This is a genomic window from Myceligenerans cantabricum, assembly GCF_054777735.1.
This window is the reverse complement of sequence record NZ_BAAHAJ010000009.1, coordinates 849,194-866,866: the sequence shown is the minus strand read 5'-3', so window position 1 is coordinate 866,866 and position 17,673 is coordinate 849,194. Positions and strand designations below refer to the sequence as shown.

At 68.7% G+C, this 17,673-nt stretch carries 17 protein-coding genes; 13 read left to right on the top strand and 4 right to left on the bottom strand.

Going from position 1 to position 17,673, the window contains the following annotated elements; translation table 11 throughout:
* Window positions 1-4: 4 nt before the first annotated feature.
* On the top strand, window positions 5-1,072 hold the full coding sequence (locus tag ACYU96_RS13070; RefSeq protein ID WP_460753964.1) for a substrate-binding domain-containing protein: 1,068 nt from the start codon (window positions 5-7) through the stop codon (window positions 1,070-1,072).
* Window positions 1,073-1,308: 236 nt separating this feature from the next.
* Window positions 1,309-2,289 (top strand): hydroxyacid dehydrogenase, encoded by a 981-nt coding sequence (locus tag ACYU96_RS13065; RefSeq protein WP_460754644.1) that lies wholly within the window; start codon window positions 1,309-1,311, stop codon window positions 2,287-2,289.
* 62 nt (window positions 2,290-2,351) lie between these two features.
* Here ACYU96_RS13065 and ACYU96_RS13060 read toward each other — a convergent pair whose 3' ends face one another.
* Window positions 2,352-3,527 (bottom strand): mandelate racemase/muconate lactonizing enzyme family protein, encoded by a 1,176-nt coding sequence (locus tag ACYU96_RS13060; protein ID WP_460753961.1) that lies wholly within the window; start codon window positions 3,525-3,527, stop codon window positions 2,352-2,354.
* 160 nt (window positions 3,528-3,687) lie between these two features.
* On the opposite strand from ACYU96_RS13060, the gene ACYU96_RS13055 reads away from it, so the two are divergent.
* The 10 genes from ACYU96_RS13055 (at window position 3,688) to ACYU96_RS13010 (ending at window position 13,927) form a co-directional block, all read left to right on the top strand.
* Window positions 3,688-4,797 (top strand): GntR family transcriptional regulator, encoded by a 1,110-nt coding sequence (locus tag ACYU96_RS13055; protein ID WP_460753959.1) that lies wholly within the window; start codon window positions 3,688-3,690, stop codon window positions 4,795-4,797.
* Window positions 4,798-4,857: 60 nt separating this feature from the next.
* The gene (locus tag ACYU96_RS13050) at window positions 4,858-6,174 is read left to right on the top strand and encodes an ABC transporter substrate-binding protein (protein ID WP_460753956.1); all 1,317 of its coding nucleotides are present in this window, start codon (window positions 4,858-4,860) and stop codon (window positions 6,172-6,174) included.
* Window positions 6,175-6,179: 5 nt separating this feature from the next.
* Window positions 6,180-7,136: a carbohydrate ABC transporter permease gene (locus ACYU96_RS13045; RefSeq protein ID WP_460753954.1), complete on the top strand. Its 957-nt coding sequence runs from the start codon at window positions 6,180-6,182 to the stop codon at window positions 7,134-7,136.
* On the top strand, window positions 7,126-7,995 hold the full coding sequence (locus ACYU96_RS13040) for a carbohydrate ABC transporter permease (RefSeq protein WP_460753951.1): 870 nt from the start codon (window positions 7,126-7,128) through the stop codon (window positions 7,993-7,995). Before ACYU96_RS13045 ends, ACYU96_RS13040 begins: the two co-directional genes overlap by 11 nt.
* Before the next feature lie 25 nt (window positions 7,996-8,020).
* A complete protein-coding gene (locus tag ACYU96_RS13035; RefSeq protein ID WP_460753949.1) occupies window positions 8,021-9,037 on the top strand; it encodes a Gfo/Idh/MocA family protein in 1,017 nt (338 codons plus the stop codon).
* Window positions 9,034-9,828 (top strand): sugar phosphate isomerase/epimerase family protein, encoded by a 795-nt coding sequence (locus ACYU96_RS13030; RefSeq protein WP_460753946.1) that lies wholly within the window; start codon window positions 9,034-9,036, stop codon window positions 9,826-9,828. Before ACYU96_RS13035 ends, ACYU96_RS13030 begins: the two co-directional genes overlap by 4 nt.
* Window positions 9,829-9,925: 97 nt before the next feature.
* Complete coding sequence (locus ACYU96_RS13025; protein WP_460753943.1) at window positions 9,926-10,942, top strand: NAD-dependent epimerase/dehydratase family protein; 1,017 nt, start codon at window positions 9,926-9,928, stop codon at window positions 10,940-10,942.
* Window positions 10,942-11,988: a dihydrodipicolinate synthase family protein gene (locus ACYU96_RS13020; protein WP_460753940.1), complete on the top strand. Its 1,047-nt coding sequence runs from the start codon at window positions 10,942-10,944 to the stop codon at window positions 11,986-11,988. The genes ACYU96_RS13025 and ACYU96_RS13020 overlap by 1 nt, the downstream gene beginning before the upstream one ends.
* A 404-nt stretch (window positions 11,989-12,392) precedes the next feature.
* Window positions 12,393-12,629: a helix-turn-helix domain-containing protein gene (locus tag ACYU96_RS13015; protein WP_460753938.1), complete on the top strand. Its 237-nt coding sequence runs from the start codon at window positions 12,393-12,395 to the stop codon at window positions 12,627-12,629.
* Entirely contained in the window at window positions 12,629-13,927 is a 1,299-nt protein-coding gene (locus tag ACYU96_RS13010; protein WP_460753936.1) for a site-specific integrase, read from the top strand. The genes ACYU96_RS13015 and ACYU96_RS13010 overlap by 1 nt, the downstream gene beginning before the upstream one ends.
* Window positions 13,928-14,074: 147 nt before the next feature.
* Here the strand turns inward: ACYU96_RS13010 and ACYU96_RS13005 are convergent, their stop codons facing one another.
* The 3 genes from ACYU96_RS13005 to ACYU96_RS12995 all read right to left on the bottom strand — a co-directional run bounded on the left by ACYU96_RS13005 (window position 14,075) and on the right by ACYU96_RS12995 (window position 16,703).
* Window positions 14,075-14,968, bottom strand: a complete 894-nt coding sequence (locus ACYU96_RS13005; RefSeq protein ID WP_460753933.1) for a hypothetical protein — start codon at window positions 14,966-14,968, stop codon at window positions 14,075-14,077.
* 9 nt (window positions 14,969-14,977) lie between these two features.
* A complete protein-coding gene (locus ACYU96_RS13000; protein ID WP_460753932.1) occupies window positions 14,978-15,373 on the bottom strand; it encodes a hypothetical protein in 396 nt (131 codons plus the stop codon).
* Between the two features lie 805 nt (window positions 15,374-16,178).
* Window positions 16,179-16,703 (bottom strand): hypothetical protein, encoded by a 525-nt coding sequence (locus ACYU96_RS12995; RefSeq protein ID WP_460753929.1) that lies wholly within the window; start codon window positions 16,701-16,703, stop codon window positions 16,179-16,181.
* Window positions 16,704-17,523: 820 nt separating this feature from the next.
* Here ACYU96_RS12995 and ACYU96_RS12990 point away from each other — a divergent pair.
* Window positions 17,524-17,658, top strand: coding sequence for a hypothetical protein (locus ACYU96_RS12990; RefSeq protein ID WP_460753927.1), 135 nt, complete (start codon window positions 17,524-17,526; stop codon window positions 17,656-17,658).
* Window positions 17,659-17,673: the final 15 nt, after the last annotated feature.

The window sequence follows — 17,673 nt, the reverse complement described above, 5'->3', positions numbered from 1 at the left end:
GGCGATGCGACATTCCCAGATCCTGCGCGAGGTCGAGGTGCGCGGGGGCGTCAACGTCGCGGAGCTCTCCCGCCGGTGGGGCATCTCGGGGATGACCGTCCGGCGCGACCTCGCGTTCCTCGAGGAGCAGGGTCTGGTCGAGCGGGTGCACGGCGGTGCGGTGAGACCGCGCCGCCGAGGCGCCGTGTCGACAAGCCGGAGACTGACGCCTCTCGCGACCCTCGGCATGGTCGTACCGTCCGCCACCTACTACTACCCGGAGGTCATCCGGGGCGCGAAGGCGGCTGTCGCGGAAGCGGAGTGCCGGCTGGTCCTCGGGATCTCGGAGTACTCTCCGGACATCGAGAGGAAGCAGATCTCACGGCTCGTGGCGCACAGGGTCGACGGGGTCCTGGTGACGCCGAGCCTTCCGTTCCACCGGGAACCCACGACCTTCGAGACGCTCCGTGACGTCGGGATCCCAGCCGTCGTCGTGGAACGCGCCGTCGACTCCAGGGCCTCCCTGGCCGCACTCGGTGCGGTGCGGAGCAACCATGCCCACGGCGCGGAACTGGCCGTGGCGCACCTCATGGCCGAAGGGCATCGGCGGATCGGCCTGGTCCTGCGCGAGAATCCTACGGCGGGCCCGGTGAAGGAGGGTTACCGACGCGCATTGACGGCCGGCGAGGGGCGGCGTGCGCCGATCGAGTTCGAGCTGCCACCGCGCGAGGCTCCGATCGCGACGCTGCGCCGGGCTCTCGACGGAATCCTGAACGCTTGCCGTGACGGCGTCGCGGACGCTCTGATCGTCCTTCCCGACGAGGTCGCCATCTCTCTCCTCGAGCTGGCCGAGGACCGGGGGATCGTCGTCCCCGACGACCTCGCGCTCGTCGCCTACGACGACGAGGTGGCTTCGCTCGCCTCCGTCCCGCTGACCGCCGTGGCGCCGCCCAAGTACCGGGTCGGATACCTCGCGGCCCGGATGTGCGTCGAGCAGTTCCTCGCCGCCGGCCGAGGTTCGGCATCCGAGTCCTTCGCGCGTATCGACCTGCTGCCGGTGCTCAACGCGCGGGCCTCGAGCGCCGACCGCTGAGATCTTCTGTGCGCCGATGTTCGTATGGGTGCTCATGTGCGGCGCTGCCGGTGATAGTTGAGCCGTGACGCCGTGTGACCACGGCTCAGGACCGATGAGGAGCAGCAGATGCGACCGTTCACCAGGCCAGGTTTCCTCGACACGATGCTCCGGCAGGGTGTTCCTCGGCGACACCGGTGTGCAGGTGCGTCCGGGGGAGCGGCCGAGTGAGCCGCCCTGTCAAGGCAGCCCTGGCCATGAGCAGCGACGTCGCGGAGCGACTGTTCCCGCCGGGCCAGCGCACGGCACTGGACCCGGCGGTCCTGCTGCTGACGCCGGAGCCGCTCAGCGCCTTCGACGGCGCCGTGGCACGCGCCGTGCTGCGTGAGACCGAGGTGCTCATCACCGGGTGGGGGTGCCCACCGGTGGACACTGCCGTGCTGGACCGGGCTCCGCGTCTCACGGCGATCGTTCACACGGGTGGAACGGTGAAGGACCATCTCACGGCTGAGGTCTGGGAGCGTGGCATCGTCGTGACATCGGCCGCGTCGGTCAATGCTCTCCCCGTCGCCGAATACACCCTGGCGATGATCCTGCTCGCCAACAAGCGGGTCATCGATCTGTCCCGCTTGCTCGGGAGAACGCAACGTTTCGACCCGATGACCGATCTCACCCACGAGATCGGCAATCTCGGCAAGAGGGTCGGCCTCGTCGGGGCCTCGGCCATCGGCCGCCGCGTCATCGAGCTGCTGCGTCCCTTCGACCTTGACGTCGCCGTGGCCGACCCCTACCTCTCGGCGGCGGACGCCACAGTGCTGGGCGTGACCCGTCTCGAGCTCCGGGAGCTGGTCGCCACCAGCGACATCGTCTCGCTTCACGCGCCCGCCCTCCCGGAGACGCGTCACCTCATCGACAGAGAGATGATCCGGACGATGAAACCAGGAGCCACTCTGATCAACACGGCCAGGGGATCCCTGGTGGACCAGCAGGCGCTCACCGAACGTCTGGCGACGGGGGACGTCTACGCGGTCCTCGACGTGACGGATCCCTGGATCCCGGCGCGGGGGGATCGGCTGTACGACCTCCCGAACGTCCTTCTTACCCCGCACATCGCGGGTTCGCTCGGGTCGGAGCTTCGACGGCTCGCCGCAGCGGCGGTCGACGAGGCGAGGCGGATCGCCGACGGGAGGCCGCCTCGGCACGCGGTCCGCGTGGAGAGCCTCGTGCGTCTTGCGTGACACCACGACGGCGCACCGCCGGGTCAGCCACGAGGCGTGTCCGGCGGCGAGCCGGCGCCCGGTCAGGCGAACAGGTCGTAGGACAGCTCCGCGACCGCCGTCTCGTCGACCTCGACGCCGAGCCCCGGGGCGTCCGGGACGGTCGCGACTCCCTGTTCGACCCGCACACCGTCCCCGAGGACGTAGCTCGACTCGACGAACTGGCGGCCGTTGAGGTCGACCGCGGTCTCGACACCGAACGCGGCGAACAGGTGCAAGGACGCCGCGAAGCCGAGCTCGGTGTCCGTCAGCCCGCTGCCCATGAGCCGAATTCCTGCGTCCTCGGCGTACTGACAGAGGCGGCGCGCGAGGAGCAGCCCACCGCTGCGCTGGACCTTCGCGATCGCGATGTCGAGGGCGTCGAGGCGGAGCGCGGCGACCAGGTCCGACGGGTGCCGAAGGCTCTCGTCCAGCGCGATCGGCACCGGCGAGGCGGCCCGCAGCCGTCCGAGGCCGACGAGGTCGTTCGCGGGCAACGGCTGCTCGAACGCCACGACTCCGACATCGGCAAGAGCGCGCGCCAGGCTCAGTGCCTCGTCGAGCCGGAACCCTTGGTTGCCGTCGATCCAGAGCTGCCCTTCAGGCACCTGGTCCCGCACGGCCCGCACCATGGCCACTTCGTCAGCGGCCCGGTGCATGCCGACCTTGACCTTGAAGTGACGGTGCCCGCGGCCACGGCCTTCCTCGACCGCGGCGATCGCCGCCTCGGGTGAATCGCCGGAGACGATCCATCCGAGCTCGATGTCGTCGCGGCGCCGCTGGCCCCACAGCTCTCCCAGCGAGACCCCGAGCGCGCGTCCGACGAGGTCGTGCAGAGCCAGGTCGACCGCACTCTTCGCGAGGGGGGCTCCGATGCTGATGCCACGGTTGATCACGGTGTCGAAGCGGCGAGCCACCTCGTCGAGGTTCCACACAGGGTGTCCGACGATCGCAGGGCCAAGGTAGCGGTCGATCGTGGTGAAGATGGATTCAGCGGTCTCGTAGGTCCACGCGGGCGTCGGGGTGGCTTCGCCCCAGCCGACATGGCCGCCGGCCTCGACCCGGACGAGGACTCGTGTCGTCGTGCTGTCGGCCGATGTGACGGTGCCGCCGGCGATCGCGAACGCCGCTCTGGTCGGCAGGCGGACCGCGAACGCCTCGACGCGTTCGACCAGCAGCCCGGACAGGGGACCGATGAGCTCTGCTGCTCGATCTGCCACAGTTCCTCCTCTGGATGAGAATGAATAGGGGTTATTCATTCCTTGGGTGCAAGCCCTGCGATGAATCTACCTCGATTTCATTCTTGACGTTCATTTGCCGACGGGCGTACTGTCGCGTCTTATCAACGCGAGGTCCGCCGAGGAGGGTGACAAAGGTAGAATGAATTCATTCTATTCGCAGCAGAAGCTGTTCCAGACCGTGGCGTCTCGGCTTCGTGATCGCATCGACGCCGGCGAATGGCCGCTGGACGGTCGTCTCCCCACCGAGGCGGAGCTCTCGAAGGCGTACTCGGTCGGCATCAACACGGTTCGGCGTGCGGTCGAGGTCCTGGTGGAGGAGGGCGTCGTCAGGCGCCGGCAGGGCTCGGGCACCTACGTCGCCGTGGAACGGCAGGGCAACGGCTCACACTTCGTCGGTGTCGTCGTGCCCAGCACGAGCTACTACTTCCCGAGCGTCATCGCCGGGATCGAGCGGGTCACCGGGGCGGCGGGTGCCCGGCTGCTGCTTGCCTCCAGCGACTACGACCCCGCCCTGGAGCTCACCCGTGTCCGCGAGCTCATCGAGTCGGGTGCTTCGGGCCTGCTCATCGCCCCGACGCTCCACCGTGGTGATCCCACCGATCAGTTCGAGGCGATCCGCTCGCTGCCGATCCCCGCCATGCTGCTGGAGCGGCGTCCGCCGTCGCCGACGCCGGACGACACGCTCTCCTACGTCTGCACCGATGTCGTCGGCGGAGGCTATGCCGCCGTCCGCCACCTCATGGACCAGGGGCGCCGACGGATCGGATTCCTCGGTCGCAGCGACACCGCCACGGCCGAGCAGGTGTTCGAGGGCTACGACCGGGCGATCTCCGACCTCGGACTCGAGCAGCTTCCTTCCGCCGTGGTGCGTGCGGCACAGTGGCCCGCCGCGGCCCTCCAGAGCTATGCGGACACGGCGCGGAGCGAGCGGCTCGACGCCATCTTCTGCCTGGGCGATCGGGAGGCGACGGCGCTCCTGCCCCGGCTGCGGTCAGCGGGCATCAGCGTGCCCTCGGACGTCGCCGTCGTGGCGTACGACGACGAGGTCGCCGATCTCGCGGAGGTGCCGCTCAGCGCCGTCTCACCCCCGAAGTTCGAGGTGGGCCGCCTCGCGGCCCTCACACTGCTGCGGCAGATCGCTCTGGACGGATCCCGGCACGCGACCAGGACCTTGCTGCAGCCCTGTGTCACGGTCCGGGCGTCGAGCGTGCTCGAGCCGAGCGCCGAGCCGGTCGAGCGGCCGGCGTGACCTGGGTCCTGACCATCAACCGGCGCATCCTTCCGGTGCGTGACTGAGAACGGGAGAATCATGAATCATCGACACCTCAGAGTCGTCGCCGCCGCGGCGGTCCTGACGATCGCTGGAACGACCCTGGCAGGCTGCACCGGTGACGGGCAGGGCTCCGCAGAGGCGGACACGCTCACCATCGGGTACTACGCAGCGGCGGGCAGCGCAGCGGACCTCACCATGCAGGAGCTCGTCGACGAGTTCCGTGACGCGAATCCCGAACTGTCCGTCGAGGTGCAGTCCGCACCCTACGCCGACTTCTTCAAGCGGCTCCGTACGCAGGTCGCCGGCGGGAACGCACCCGACGTGTGGCTCTCCGACGGGGTGCTCGTCCAAGAGTTCGCGGCACGCGGCAGTCTCCGGGACCTCTCGGAGTACGCCGGGCAGATCGACGAGGCCGACTACATCGGCGTCGACCTCCACCGTGATGCGGACGGGCACCTCTGGGGCTTTCCGCAGGCGGCCCAGACGCCAGTGCTGTTCTACAACACCGCGATGTTCGACGACGCGGGACTCGAGGCGCCGACCGACGAATGGACCTACGAGGACCTCGCCAAGGCCGCGCGCGAGCTGACCGTCGACGAGAACGGCGACGGCCGGCCCGAGGTCTACGGCTTCCGCGCCTTCTCGCCTGGCTTCACCGAGAGCTGGTGGCCCATGATCCGCGCCTTCGGAGGTGAGACCATCGATGAGACGCGTACCGATGTGACCCTCGACAGCGCCGCCTCCGAGGCCGCGCTGCAGTGGATGACCGAGGCCATGGGGCCCGATGGTTTCGCGCCCGACGTCGTCGCGACCGAGTCGCTCGGCTCCGTGCACGAGCTGTTCGCCAACCAGACGGTGGCCATGTCCTTCGGGATCTATGCGCGGTCGCAGGCCGCGCTGGCCGGCGGCGCCGACTTCGACGTCGTTCGCATGCCCGAGGGTCCCTCGGGTGAACGGGGAGAGGTCGCGATCGTGAACGCCTGGTCGGTGAACGCTGCGACCACGGACGCCGAGGGGGACGCGGCCTGGAGGTGGATCGAGTTCTTCTCGGCTCAGGATCCGCAGACGAAGTGGGCCGAGCTGGGCGAGGGCATCCCGATCAACCGGGCTGTCGCCGAGTCGGACGCCTTCCTCGGGGCCGAGACGGCCCCGGAGAACCGGCAGGCGTTCCTCGACGCGTTGGCAGAAGCCGAGGACCTGGGCGAGAACGCCGTGTGGTCGGAGTACACCGCCGTGATCAGCGAGCAGATCACTGCCGCCCTGTCGGGCGACGTGGCGATCACTGACGCGCTGTCGACCGGAGAGCAGGACGCTCAGGCGAGCATCGACCGCTTCCTCGCCGGCCAGGAGTAGGTTCCATGACCACCACGCTGAAGAAGATGCGGACAGCGGGAGCGCCGCCCGGCGCACGGGTCTCCCCGGCCCGTGTGCGCGGAGAGCGCCGCCGCCCGCGCGGCATGGGGTGGGGCATCCTGTTCGCGTCCCCCTACCTGCTGCACCTGCTGGTCCTGACCCTGTGGCCGCTTCTCGCCTCGCTCGCGTTCGCCTTCACCGCGTACGACATGGTGAGCCCACCGACGTGGGTGGGGCTCGCGAACTTCGAACGGCTGGCGGGTGACCCGGTGTTCTGGCGCACGCTCGGCAACACCGCGTACTTCGCCGTGCTGTTCGTGCCCGTGCAGACCGGTCTCGCCCTGCTCCTCGCCATTGCGCTCAACCAGCGGATTCGCGGCATCGCGTTGCTGCGGGGGGCCTACTTCGTCCCGGTGATCTCCTCGTGGGTAGTCGTGGCCTTCGTGGCGGACGCCATCTTCAACTCCCGGTTCGGCGTGGCGAACACGGTGCTCGAGTCACTCGGCCTGCCGCGGCAGGACTGGCTGCAGGATCCGGTTCTCGTGATCCCCACCCTGGTGGCCGTCGCCGTGTGGAAGGGCGTGGGGTACATGGCCGTGCTCTTCCTCGCCGGTCTCCAGTCGATTCCCGACGAGCAGTACGAGGCCGCGAAGCTCGACGGGGCGAGCGGGCTCCAGCGGTTCCGCTTCGTCACGCTGCCGTGGATCTCCGGGACCACGTTCCTCGTGCTGATCCTCACGGTCATCCAGACGCTGCAGGCGTTCGACCAGGTGTTCGTGATGACGGACGGCGGCCCGAACGGCGCGAGCGAGCTGACGGTCCTGTACCTCTACCGCCAGGGCTTCGAGTACTTCCAGATGGGATACGCCTCGGCGATCGCCTGGGTGCTGCTCGCGATCATCATGCTGCTCACCGTCGTCCAGTTCCGTCTGCAGAAGAGGTGGGTGCACTATGCCGCTTGAGACCGCCGAGCGCCCGGCGCTCCGCCGCCGTCGGCGCGTGCGCGCGCTCCGCAAGGTTCCGGCGTACCTGTTCGTCATCGCGGGTGCCCTGGTCATGGTTCTGCCCTTCCTCGCGGCGTTCAGCAGCTCGTTGAAGTCGTACGAGCAGTACGTTCAGGTACCTCCCCGGTGGATCCCGGATCCCGCGCACTGGGAGAACTACCTCGAGGTCTGGCAGCGAGCCCCGTTCCACCTGTACCTGATGAACAGCCTGATCGTCGCGGTCGCCGCCGTGGTCGGATGCCTTCTCACCAGCTCCATGGTCGGGCACGCGCTCGCGCGCATGGTGCTGCCCTGGCGCAACCTCCTGCTCACTGCTGCGATCGGCACGATGATGCTCCCGACGATCATCACCATCGTGCCGAGCTTCATCCTGTTCAAGTCGTTCGGCTGGCTCGACACGCTGCTCCCGCTCATCGTGCCGTACTGGCTGGCGACCCCGTTCGGGATATTCCTGATGCGGCAGACCTTCCTGTCCATTCCCAAGGACTTCGAGGAGGCCGCGACCCTGGACGGGGCCAACCCGTGGCAGGTGTTCTGGCGGGTGCACCTTCCGCTCGCGAAGCCGGCGCTCGCGACACTCGCGATCTTCACGTTCATGGCGACGTGGGGCGCGATCCTCGAGCCGACGATCTATCTCGTCTCCCCTGAGAACTACACGCTCCCGATCGGTGTGCAGAGCCTGCAGGGGCAGTTCGCCGGCGACGAGCAGCTCGTGACCGCGGCGGCTCTGATGAGTCTTGTGCCGATCCTCGTCGTCTTCCTCCTCGCCCAGCGCTACTTCGTGCAAGGCGCCGCGAACGCCGGCCTCAAGGGCTGAGCGCGTGAGCATCGAAAGGAAACCTGTGAACTCCACGCCATTCCGTGTCGGCATCATCGGCGCCGGCGCGATCGCCGAGCTGCACGCCGCGGCGGTCGCCCACACGGGACACCGCGTCGTGGCCGTGTGCGACGTGCGCGAAGCAGCGGCGAACACGCTTGCCTCCGCGTACGAGGCACGCAGCTACACCGACCACCGTCGCCTGCTTGCCGATGCCGGGGTCGACGGGGTGATCATCACGGTCCCCCATGCCCTCCATGCGTCCATCGCGCTCGACGCGATCGCCGCGGGCACGCACGCGCTCATCGAGAAGCCGCTCGCGGTGAGAGCGGACGAGGCGCGCCGGATCATCGCGGCGTCGCGCGCGGCGGGGGTGACGGTCGCCGTCGGGCACGTCCTGCACTTCATGCCGACCCTGGTGACGGCGGAAGAGCTGATCCGGTCCGGCGAGATCGGTACGCCGGTGCTGCTGAGCGAGCAACGGGCGTCCGACTACTCCGAGGGCTCGCGACCGGCATGGTTCTTCGACCCTGACATCGCGGGCGGCGGAATCCTCATGAACGTCGGCACACATGCCATCGACCGGATCCGGTGGCTCGGAGGCAGCCCGATCGTTCGCGCGCACGGGTTCGTCGCCGCACGGCCGGGCAGCCGTGTCGAGACGGAGGCGACGTCGGTCTTCGAGCTCGGCAACGGGGCGCACGCGTCACTCACCCTCGGAGGGACCGGTCTCCCGTTCACCGAGATCATGTCTGTCGTCGGTGAGACCGGCGCTCTCACCATCGAGCGCGGGCGCGGGGTACGACTGTTCGAGCGAGGCGTCCCGCGGCACACGATCACCCCGGACAAGGACGAGATACCCACGGCGTTCGCCGACCAGCTCCTCGACTTCGTCCACGCGGCGACCTCTGGCACCCACCCCCGGGTGGGCGCACAGCACGGGCTCGAGGTGCTGGCCGTGGCCCAGGCGGTCTACGACTCCGCTCGCCTCGGCGAGCCCGTCGAGGTGCGCGCGCACGTCGCCGAGGGGGCCCCGACATGAGCGACCGTCACGACCGGAAGCTCGCGTTCAGCTCGCTCGGTGCCCCTGGGGCGACCGTGGCCGGGCTCAAGGAGATCGCCGACGCCAGTGGCATCCGTTCGGTGGAGCTCCGTTGCGCCGACGGTGAGCTGCTGGCCCCCGACAGCACTCCCGACGAGGCCCGGCAGCTCGGCACGGCTCTGGCCGAGGCTGCCGTCGACCCGGTCTGCGTCGCCTCGTACGTGCGGATCGCCCGTGACGACGGCAACCCGGTGGCCGAGACGATCGCGCACGTGCGTCTCGCGGAGGCAGTCGGAAGCCCGTTCGTCCGAGTCTTCGGCGGTGTCGAGGGCGTCGCGGAGTCCGAGGAGGTTGCTGCCCGGCGTCTCGCGGACGTCGCGGCCGCCATCGACGGCACGGACGTGACGGTGCTCATCGAGACACACGACGTGTTCCTCACGGGTGCTGCTCTGGGCCGAATTCTCACGCGCGCGGCGAGCGACCGGCTCGGCGCGCTGTGGGACGCGGTCAACCCATGGCGCGCCGGTGAGACCCCGGAGGCGACGGCGGCGGCTCTCGCCCCGTGGCTGCGGCACGTGCAGCTGAAGGACGCCGCCGGACCGACGGAGCTCGCGCCGGTCCTCCCGGGCGACGGGGCGGTGCCGCTGCACGGCATCCTCGACGCGCTCGACGGCATCGGGTACACCGGGGCCGTCTCTCTCGAGTGGGAACGAGCCTGGTATCCCGAGGCGGCTCCGCTCCCGGTCGCCGTCGGCGCCTTCCGCAGGACGCTCGCGGCCCACCGGTCGTGACCGAAGCCATGACTGCTCGGCCGGCTCTGCGGTGCGTCGGCGCTCTGACGCCGCACGACCGGACGAACGACACGACTCAGAAGAAGAAGGAGGAGCGATGCTCACCACGGCCCAGTTGGACGACCGGCTGACCACGCCACGCCCCGCACTCATCGAAGACCTCTCTCACCTCGACGGCGACCTCCTCGTGGTCGGAGCCGGCGGGAAGCTCGGACCGAGCCTCGTCCGCATGGCGGTCAGGGCGTTCGAGGCGGCGGGATCCGACTCCCGCGTGCTGGCGGTCTCACGGTTCGCCAGCACGGAAGCCCGGTCCGCGGCCGAGGCCACGGGAGCCGTGGTGATTCCTGCCGACGTCACCGACGAAGGGCAGCTGGCCGAGCTCCCGGACGCCGCGAACGTGGTGTTCCTCGTCGGTGCGAAGTTCGGGAGCACCGGGCAGGAGGCTGCGACCTGGGCCACGAACACCTACCTTCCCGGTGGCGTGGCCCGGCGGTACGCGGGTTCACGCCTCGTCGGGCTGTCGACCGGTAACGTCTACCCGTTCATGCCCGTGGCGTCGGGCGGAGCCACCGAGGGAACCGACCTGCGGCCGGTCGGCGACTACGCGATGTCATGCCTCGGCCGTGAACGGATCCTCACCCACATGGCTGAGACGACGTCGACCCCCACCGCGCTGATCCGGCTGAACTACGCGGTCGAGCTGCGCTACGGTGTGCTCGTCGACCTGGCTCGCATGATCAAGTCTGGTCAGCCCGTCGACGTCACCATGGGTGCCGCGAACGTGGTGTGGCAGGGGTACGCCAACGAGGTCATACTCCGTTCGCTGCTGCACGCGTCGGTCCCGCCGTTCGTGCTCAACCTGACGGGGCCCGAGACCATATCGGTCCGCCGCACCGCCGAGCGGCTCGCCGAACGGATGCACCTGCCCGTCGAGTTCACGGGTGAGGAGTCGCCGAGCGCCCTGCTCTCGGACGCGAGTGCGTGCCACGGGTTGTTCGGCTACCCGGACACCACGCTGGAAGAGCTGATCGGCCTCACCGCCGAGTGGGTCCTCGCAGGCGGGTCGGTGCATCAGAAGCCCACCAAGTTCCAGCAACGAGACGGGAAGTTCTGATGCCTGACGCCATCACGAGGTTCCGCGACGGGGGAGTCATCCCCGCGCACCCGCTGGCGCTCGACGCCGACCGTCGCATCGACGAACGACGCCAGCGTGCGCTGACCCGCTACTACGTCGAGGCAGGTTCACTGGGGCTCGCCGTCGGCGTCCACACCACCCAGTTCGAGCTGCACAGCACCCACCGTGACCTGTTCGCCCCGGTGCTCGAGCTCGCGGCCGAGACAGCCGCCGAGTACACGGGGCACGCACCGGTCCTCGTCGCCGGCGTCGCCGGCGACGCCGAGCAGGCCGTCGCAGAGGCACGGGTCGCCGCCGAGGCAGGCTACGACCTCGTGCTGCTCACTCCGTTCGGTGCGGCGGACGCCACGGACGAGGAGCTCGTCGAACGCGCGGTGCGCGTCGCCGAGGTGATGCCGGTCATCGGCTTCTACATCCAGGCAGCCATCGGAGGACGTCGTCTCGACTCCGCATTCTGGCGCCGTTTCGCCGAGATCCCGGGTGTGGTCGGAGTCAAGATCGCGCCGTTCGACCGATACGCGACCCTCGATGTGGCTCGAGGGGTCGCGGCCAGCGGACGGACCGACGTCGCGCTCTACACGGGCAACGACGACAGCATCGTGATGGACCTGATGAGCCGCCTGCCCGGTCGCGGCCCCGACCGGGCGCCCGTCGACCTGCCGGTCGTGGGCGGGCTGCTGGGCCAGTGGGCGGTCTGGACCCGGCGGGCCGTGTCCGTGCATGCCCGGGCTCGTCGCGCGCAGGCCGGTGATCACGCCGAGCGTGCCGACCTCGCACGTCTCGCACCGATGCTCACCGACGCCAACGGGGCCATCTTCGACGTCGCGAACCGCTTCGCGGGCTGCGTGCCCGGCATCCACGAGGTCCTGCGGAGGCAGGGCCTCCTCGCCGGCACATGGTGCCTCGACCGAGGTGAAGTGCTGTCCCCCGGGCAGTCGGAGGAGATCAGCCGGGTCGTCGCTGCCTATCCAGAGCTGTGCGACGACGAGTTCGTGGCGGAACATCGAGACCGCTGGCTGGCGTGAGCCCCACCGAGTGCCTGCCCGCGATCACGGTCGCGGTGGTGGTGTCACGTGCCGCAGACGGCCCGGCTGCCGGGGCCCGCGACGACGGGAGTCTCGGGCCCCTCACCACGACGCCCGCAGGAGGACGGCGACTCGGGGCCATGGATCTCGTGATCCCCACGTGCAGAGATCCCTTTCGCCTGACTGTGAGGACCCGTCGGACCTGCACGGCCGCGAGCACCCCCGGAAGTCACACCGAGAAGTACTTGCTTTCCGGTTGATTGTCCTCTGACCTGCAGGAACGCGTTCGTGACACCGCGAGGTGACACGAATTGGACACGCATTCCGAAGTCCGTTGCCGGGCGCGAGACGTCCGGGACGCCAGGGGACGGCCGCGCGCGACACGCCTTGCGCCCCTGAGGTGCATGAGCCGCAAGCACCACCGGGGCCGTCAGCCTTCTCGCCACGTCACGCTTCCCGTGACGGGGTACTTCACGCCGGAGCAGGCCGCGGAGCTGCTGGGCGTCTCGGTCCACACCCTGGAGAAGTGGCGCCGCTCGGGCTACGAGGGCGTCGGCCCCCGCTACCGGCACCACGGCCGGCACGTGCGGTACGACCCGCGCGACCTGCTGGAGTGGAGCGAGTCGAAGGCGGTGTCGTGATGGAGAAGCTCAAGCCCGGCACCCACGGGAACATCAGCGCCTCGAAGCAGGCCAACGGACGCTGGCGGGCTCGCGTGCGGTACTGCAACCTCCTCGGCGAGGAGAGCACGACGTCCGCCACCGGCCCGACCAAGCAGGCCGCCAAGGACAACTGCAAGGACAAGATCGACGAGCTCCTCGGCACGACGGTGGTCGCGAGCGTGGCGACGGTCGGCGAGCTGTGCTGGGACTGGTACAACCGGCTCGAGGCGGAGTCGACGGCGTTCTGGTCGCGTCCCGATGCCACCGAGCGCCGGGGCGAGACGCCTCCGCGGCCTCAGTCGCTCGTCCACACGAAGCGCGCGATCAACTACGTCTGCGCGGAGGATGGGGGCATCGGGAACCTGCCTCTGGACGAGGTCACGACCCTTGCCCTGGAGCAGTGGCTCGACGGTCACAAGCGCATCTCCCGCGGGCGTGCCGAGGAGATCCGTGTCGCCCTGCGCGGTGCGTTCCGATCGGCCGTGCGGCTCGGGATCCTGCTGACGGATCCGATGGCGGGCGTCTCGCCCGTGCGACGGCACGACCCGCGGCCGGTCGCCCTGGAGGCGGAGGAACTGCAGACCATGCGAAGGATTCTGCGTGACGAGCCCACGCTGAAGATCACGCGGGTCACGGCCAGCAACCTCGACACGCTGCTCGTGCTGCTGCTCGGTACCGCGCTGCGCGTCGGTGAGGCGGTCGTGCTGCGCTGGGGCGATCTCGTGCTCGAAGGCCCGTCGCCGACCGTGTCGGTCTCGGGCACCCAGGTGGAGCTGACCGGCAAGGGAGCGTTCCGCCAAGAGGCGCCGAAGACCGAGTTCAGCAAACGGACCGTGCTCCTGCCACCCGCGGTCGTCGAAGCACTGGTCAGGATTCGACCCGACGACGCTAAACCCTCCGGCTGGGTCTTCCCCACGCGGAACGGCACTGCCTGGAACGCGGGCAACGCGGGGAAGATCGTCGATCGGATCGTCGAGAAGTCGAATGGAACGCTCGACCCGCACCGCGTCTCCTTCCACAAGCTCCGGTCGACGGCCGCGACCGCCATCGCCGAGAAGTACGGGGACCACGTCGCAGGCCAGGTGCTCGGCCACAAGCCGCAGGGGATCACGCAACTGCACTACATCGCTCGCCGCGACGTCGCTCCGGATGTGCGCGACGTGCTCCAGGCACTCGCGGAATCCTCCGATCCCGACGGCGGCCAACACGCAGAGACTGCGACGGTCGTCCCGATCGCGTCGCGGCGAGCTTCTCGGGGGCACCTGCGCGTGGTGTAATGCACGAACGTCGGGTCGAGCGCTGCCGCAGCAGGTGCTCTCTGATCCCTCACGATGGTGGCCTCAGCCAGCGCCAGCTCTGTGTAGGCGATGGTGTGGCATGGGCATTGGCGGCTCCCGTCCACCCAGCAGGCCTGTGTTGTGATCTCACCGGGGGTCGTATCCGCGTTCGAACCAGGCTGTAAGGGCTGTCCCGGCGGCAAGCTCCGCTTTGTGTGACTTCGGTCGCTCGGCGCCGACAGCGTCGTAGAGCAGGCCGCGGTACAGGTCGAAGGCGGACTGGACCAGCGTGGACAGTTCTTGTGCGGACGCGAGGGCGGACCGGTACCCGACGAGTGCGCCGAGGGCGGCAGGAATGAGAGCCCACCATGCGAGTGGCATCCAAACCGAGAACAGGATGCTCCAGCAGATCAGGCGCGTGGCGTCGTCCACCTGCCTGCGTGCGCCGGCCAGGTCGGCACGCACGTGCTCCGGCAGGACGGACCACAGGTGTGGGAAGCAGATCACGGCGTCGAGGCCGTACCGGTGCCGTGGACGCGCCTCCATTGCACGCAGGACGTCGCCCACGCCGGTGGGCATCCGATCGCCCGGGGAGGGCGGCACCATTGAGCGCCGAGTGTTTATCCGCCGGAATTCGCGTGCTTCCGACACGGTGTGCGTCTCGCGGCATCGGTATAGATCGCGCCACTTCGCGGCGTCGCGGTCAATCCGCCGCCTACGCCGGCCGACAAGCCATGATGCGATACGGTCGGCCCGGGCTGGCCAGTAACCCTCGAGCAGTCGCAGCATTGGGGGCGTGAACCACTCGACGACCTTCGCCGAGCCGGCGACGAGAAGAAGCGCGCCCACCGCCACAGAGACTTGAATGACGATGCTGGCTTCGCCGAGGTCTGTCATCCAGAAGTCCGCCACGGAACGCCAGCCTCGTGCGTAGGCGTAGGCAAGCATGCCGCCGAACCAGAATCCGAGCGCGGGGGACAGGAGCAACTCGGAGTACCGCTCGGCAACCTTCCCGCCGAGGGTCGACCACAGGCTGAACAACGTGCACCCTCAGCCGAGTCTGCCGTGGCCGTTGGGGCAAGGGGGCACGGGCTCGCCTTCCTCATAGATCGGCCAGGTGTACGAGCATCTCGGGCATTCATAAACCCTTGCTGGTGCACCGTGCGGAATCCCGGGCAGTCCGGAGATCAGGTCACGAAGAGCCTCGGGATCCTTGCCCAGGAGCGTGGAGAGTTCCGAGCGCGTGGTCGGGTTGCTCTTCAGCACGGTCACGATAGCTTCGGCGACACGAGGTGTGCCCTGGTCTGCGATCTTGAGCAGGGCACTCAGCTCACGTGCCATGGGCACGGCCGCGTCGCCGATTAGGTGCGGGAGTTTGGGCAGCAGACGCTTCCCGATGGCGATGATCTGGGTAGCGGCGTCATCGGGTTGTGGTGCGACAGGCATCGTTTGACCTCTCGGTGGTCCCGTCCCGGCGGTCGCGGCATGGGCACATGACCTGCATTCAGGATGCGGCTCTTGATCAGTCTTGTCACCCGGGAGCTCCGACCCGGCGACCGCGCAGAGCAGCGGCTACGGCAGCCCACGGCCGTGCCTGGACTCTGCGTCCGGCTCGGAAGGCTACCCAAAGTGAGCAGGCGCAACAGGTGCCAGGCAGATGGAGCAGCGCACCTCGGCCCCGGCGTGGGGGAGTGGCCAGCCCGGGATGCTCTGGGAGCCGGGGCGACGGATAGTCGCCCCGAGGTGCTATTCAGGCGTCTCGAATTCATCTAACCGGCCCTGAGCCGCGTTGGGGAGCGTGGCATGACCACGAGCGCCGCACCACCGCCCGGACCAGTTCCGGGTAACGTCACCAGTGACGTCGACCGGATGTGCGCCCACTCGACGCCGAGATCCCAGCCAAGGCGGCCAAGAGTCTGCTGATCGGGACGTGGAATGTGCATGCGTTCGGTGACCTGACGCACAGAGTCGGAGCCACGCCGAGCGCCATCGCCTGGACCGCGGAGGCGACCGCCACCTGAACAATGCCCTGCGCATCGCCGCCTCGTTCGCATGCGCATCCATGACGAGACCCGCTCTTACGTGCCCAAACGCACCGCAGAAGGCTTTAACCACCGCGAGGTCCGCCGACAGGTCAAGCTCTACCTCACCCGCAATCCACAGAATCCTGACCAGGGAAAACGCCATCGCCCTCCCGGTTTGACAGACATAGAAGCGTCTCTCAGCGACCACCGCCCGCTATGGCTAGAACTCACCGAGTAGCCCGCTCATTTATCCTGCCTCGAACGGCAAGAATCTGTTCAAGCGGGTCCCAGTTGTTGGGGAGATCGCGCTCCGATATTTTGTATTTCTTCCGCAAATCAGTGGCGAGCCGGTCCGCACGGAGCGCGATGGCCGTATACAGGTCGTCGGCTTGGTCGCTCCCACTCTCCGGGTCGTACCATCCCGAAATGCGGACTGATTCGAAGGCGTGACCAACGTACGCAGCCAGTCGCATCGACTCTGCCGTTTCGCGGGGGTCCAGCGATTCCCAGTTTCCGTCGGTCGGAAGACGGAGTTCCGTCGGCAATGGAAAACTCGGCTCGTGATCATCGCCGTAAGGCCCGGTACCGACAGCGCGGGCACATCCAACCACGAGCTCATCCAGTGCGACTACGATTCGTATCGATAGGTAGGCGGATTCTCGACGCCTGACCGATCGTCGCTGCCCGTGTCCGACCAGCCAAGTTAGGCCAGCGCCGAGCAGGACGCCGACGAGTGTGGTCACGAACTCCATGCGGATCAGTCCGCGAACCGTTGCGACCGATGCGATGCTAGGTCGCACGCCGACCCGGCGTCCCGCCCGCCGGCCAACGTCGTGCAACAACGTCTTCTACTGCGTCCGCTCGGCGTGTCCCACGGACGGTCCTCGGTCGACCTCATATCGGCCATCCTGCCGGGCATGAGTGCGCAGGTCTGGTAGACACGCCATACCTATCGCACACCTCCCGGTGCGCACCATCGCGCGCACGGCCGCGGCGGTGCTCCAGGGGCTCGTTGAGTCCTCGGCCCCCGACGTCGTCCAGGGCGGGGCAACTGCGGCGGACGTCCCGATCACGTCGCGGCGCGCCCGCGGGCACCTTCGCGTCGTGTAGCGGACAGCCTCCGGGCTGAGCGGCGCTGCCGCGGGCGCGGGCTGATTCCCTCACGGGTGCGGCCGTGGTCTCATTCGAGGTCACGGCCGCAACAGCGGTGTCGGGCTCACCGCTCTGCCGCGCTTCGGTTCGTTCGTGACGGCGTGATCGGAGCGGCCGTCGAAGCGCCGAGCGTCGGTCGGCGCAGGCGCACGAAGGCGAGAACGAGACTGAGGCGAGGTTCTTCGCCCGGCTTCTCCGGGGATGTTGAATCAACAGAACCCACGATGGTCGAATTGCCCGATCCTTCGATCGTGACCACGGCACGAGTGCGGCGGCCGGTCTCAGCTGGCTGACGGAAGTCCGTGTCCGCCACGCTGGCACCTGGAACCGGCCGAAACCGCATGGAGAAACCGCGTCAAGAAACGGCGCAGAACCCGTCGGCGCAGGTCAGAACCGCCCCAGCGTCGCCACCGTTGCTCAATGGCGCATCTGCATGAGCCGGAGGACGCCCGGACGTCGGCGACGACGTCCCGCTCGAACATCTGCCGGTCACGGCCGAGCCGGATGACCACCGTCGAGCGGCCGCACGGACGCCTCACGATCACCTGGCCCTGAACAGCCAGACCTGCT

Excerpts from the sequence above, each read along its gene's own strand:
- ACYU96_RS13070 (WP_460753964.1), top strand. The coding sequence starts at position 5 with ATGCGACATTCCCAGATCCTGCGCGAGGTCGAGGTGCGCGGGGGCGTC.
- ACYU96_RS13065 (WP_460754644.1), top strand. The coding sequence starts at position 1,309 with ATGAGCAGCGACGTCGCGGAGCGACTGTTCCCGCCGGGCCAGCGCACG.
- ACYU96_RS13055 (WP_460753959.1), top strand. The coding sequence starts at position 3,688 with ATGAATTCATTCTATTCGCAGCAGAAGCTGTTCCAGACCGTGGCGTCT.
- ACYU96_RS13050 (WP_460753956.1), top strand. The coding sequence starts at position 4,858 with ATGAATCATCGACACCTCAGAGTCGTCGCCGCCGCGGCGGTCCTGACG.
- ACYU96_RS13045 (WP_460753954.1), top strand. The coding sequence starts at position 6,180 with ATGACCACCACGCTGAAGAAGATGCGGACAGCGGGAGCGCCGCCCGGC.
- ACYU96_RS13040 (WP_460753951.1), top strand. The coding sequence starts at position 7,126 with ATGCCGCTTGAGACCGCCGAGCGCCCGGCGCTCCGCCGCCGTCGGCGC.
- ACYU96_RS13030 (WP_460753946.1), top strand. The coding sequence starts at position 9,034 with ATGAGCGACCGTCACGACCGGAAGCTCGCGTTCAGCTCGCTCGGTGCC.
- ACYU96_RS13025 (WP_460753943.1), top strand. The coding sequence starts at position 9,926 with ATGCTCACCACGGCCCAGTTGGACGACCGGCTGACCACGCCACGCCCC.
- ACYU96_RS13020 (WP_460753940.1), top strand. The coding sequence starts at position 10,942 with ATGCCTGACGCCATCACGAGGTTCCGCGACGGGGGAGTCATCCCCGCG.
- ACYU96_RS13015 (WP_460753938.1), top strand. The coding sequence starts at position 12,393 with ATGAGCCGCAAGCACCACCGGGGCCGTCAGCCTTCTCGCCACGTCACG.
- ACYU96_RS13010 (WP_460753936.1), top strand. The coding sequence starts at position 12,629 with ATGGAGAAGCTCAAGCCCGGCACCCACGGGAACATCAGCGCCTCGAAG.
- ACYU96_RS13000 (WP_460753932.1), bottom strand. The coding sequence starts at position 15,373 with ATGCCTGTCGCACCACAACCCGATGACGCCGCTACCCAGATCATCGCC.
- ACYU96_RS12995 (WP_460753929.1), bottom strand. The coding sequence starts at position 16,703 with ATGGAGTTCGTGACCACACTCGTCGGCGTCCTGCTCGGCGCTGGCCTA.
- ACYU96_RS12990 (WP_460753927.1), top strand. The coding sequence starts at position 17,524 with ATGGCGCATCTGCATGAGCCGGAGGACGCCCGGACGTCGGCGACGACG.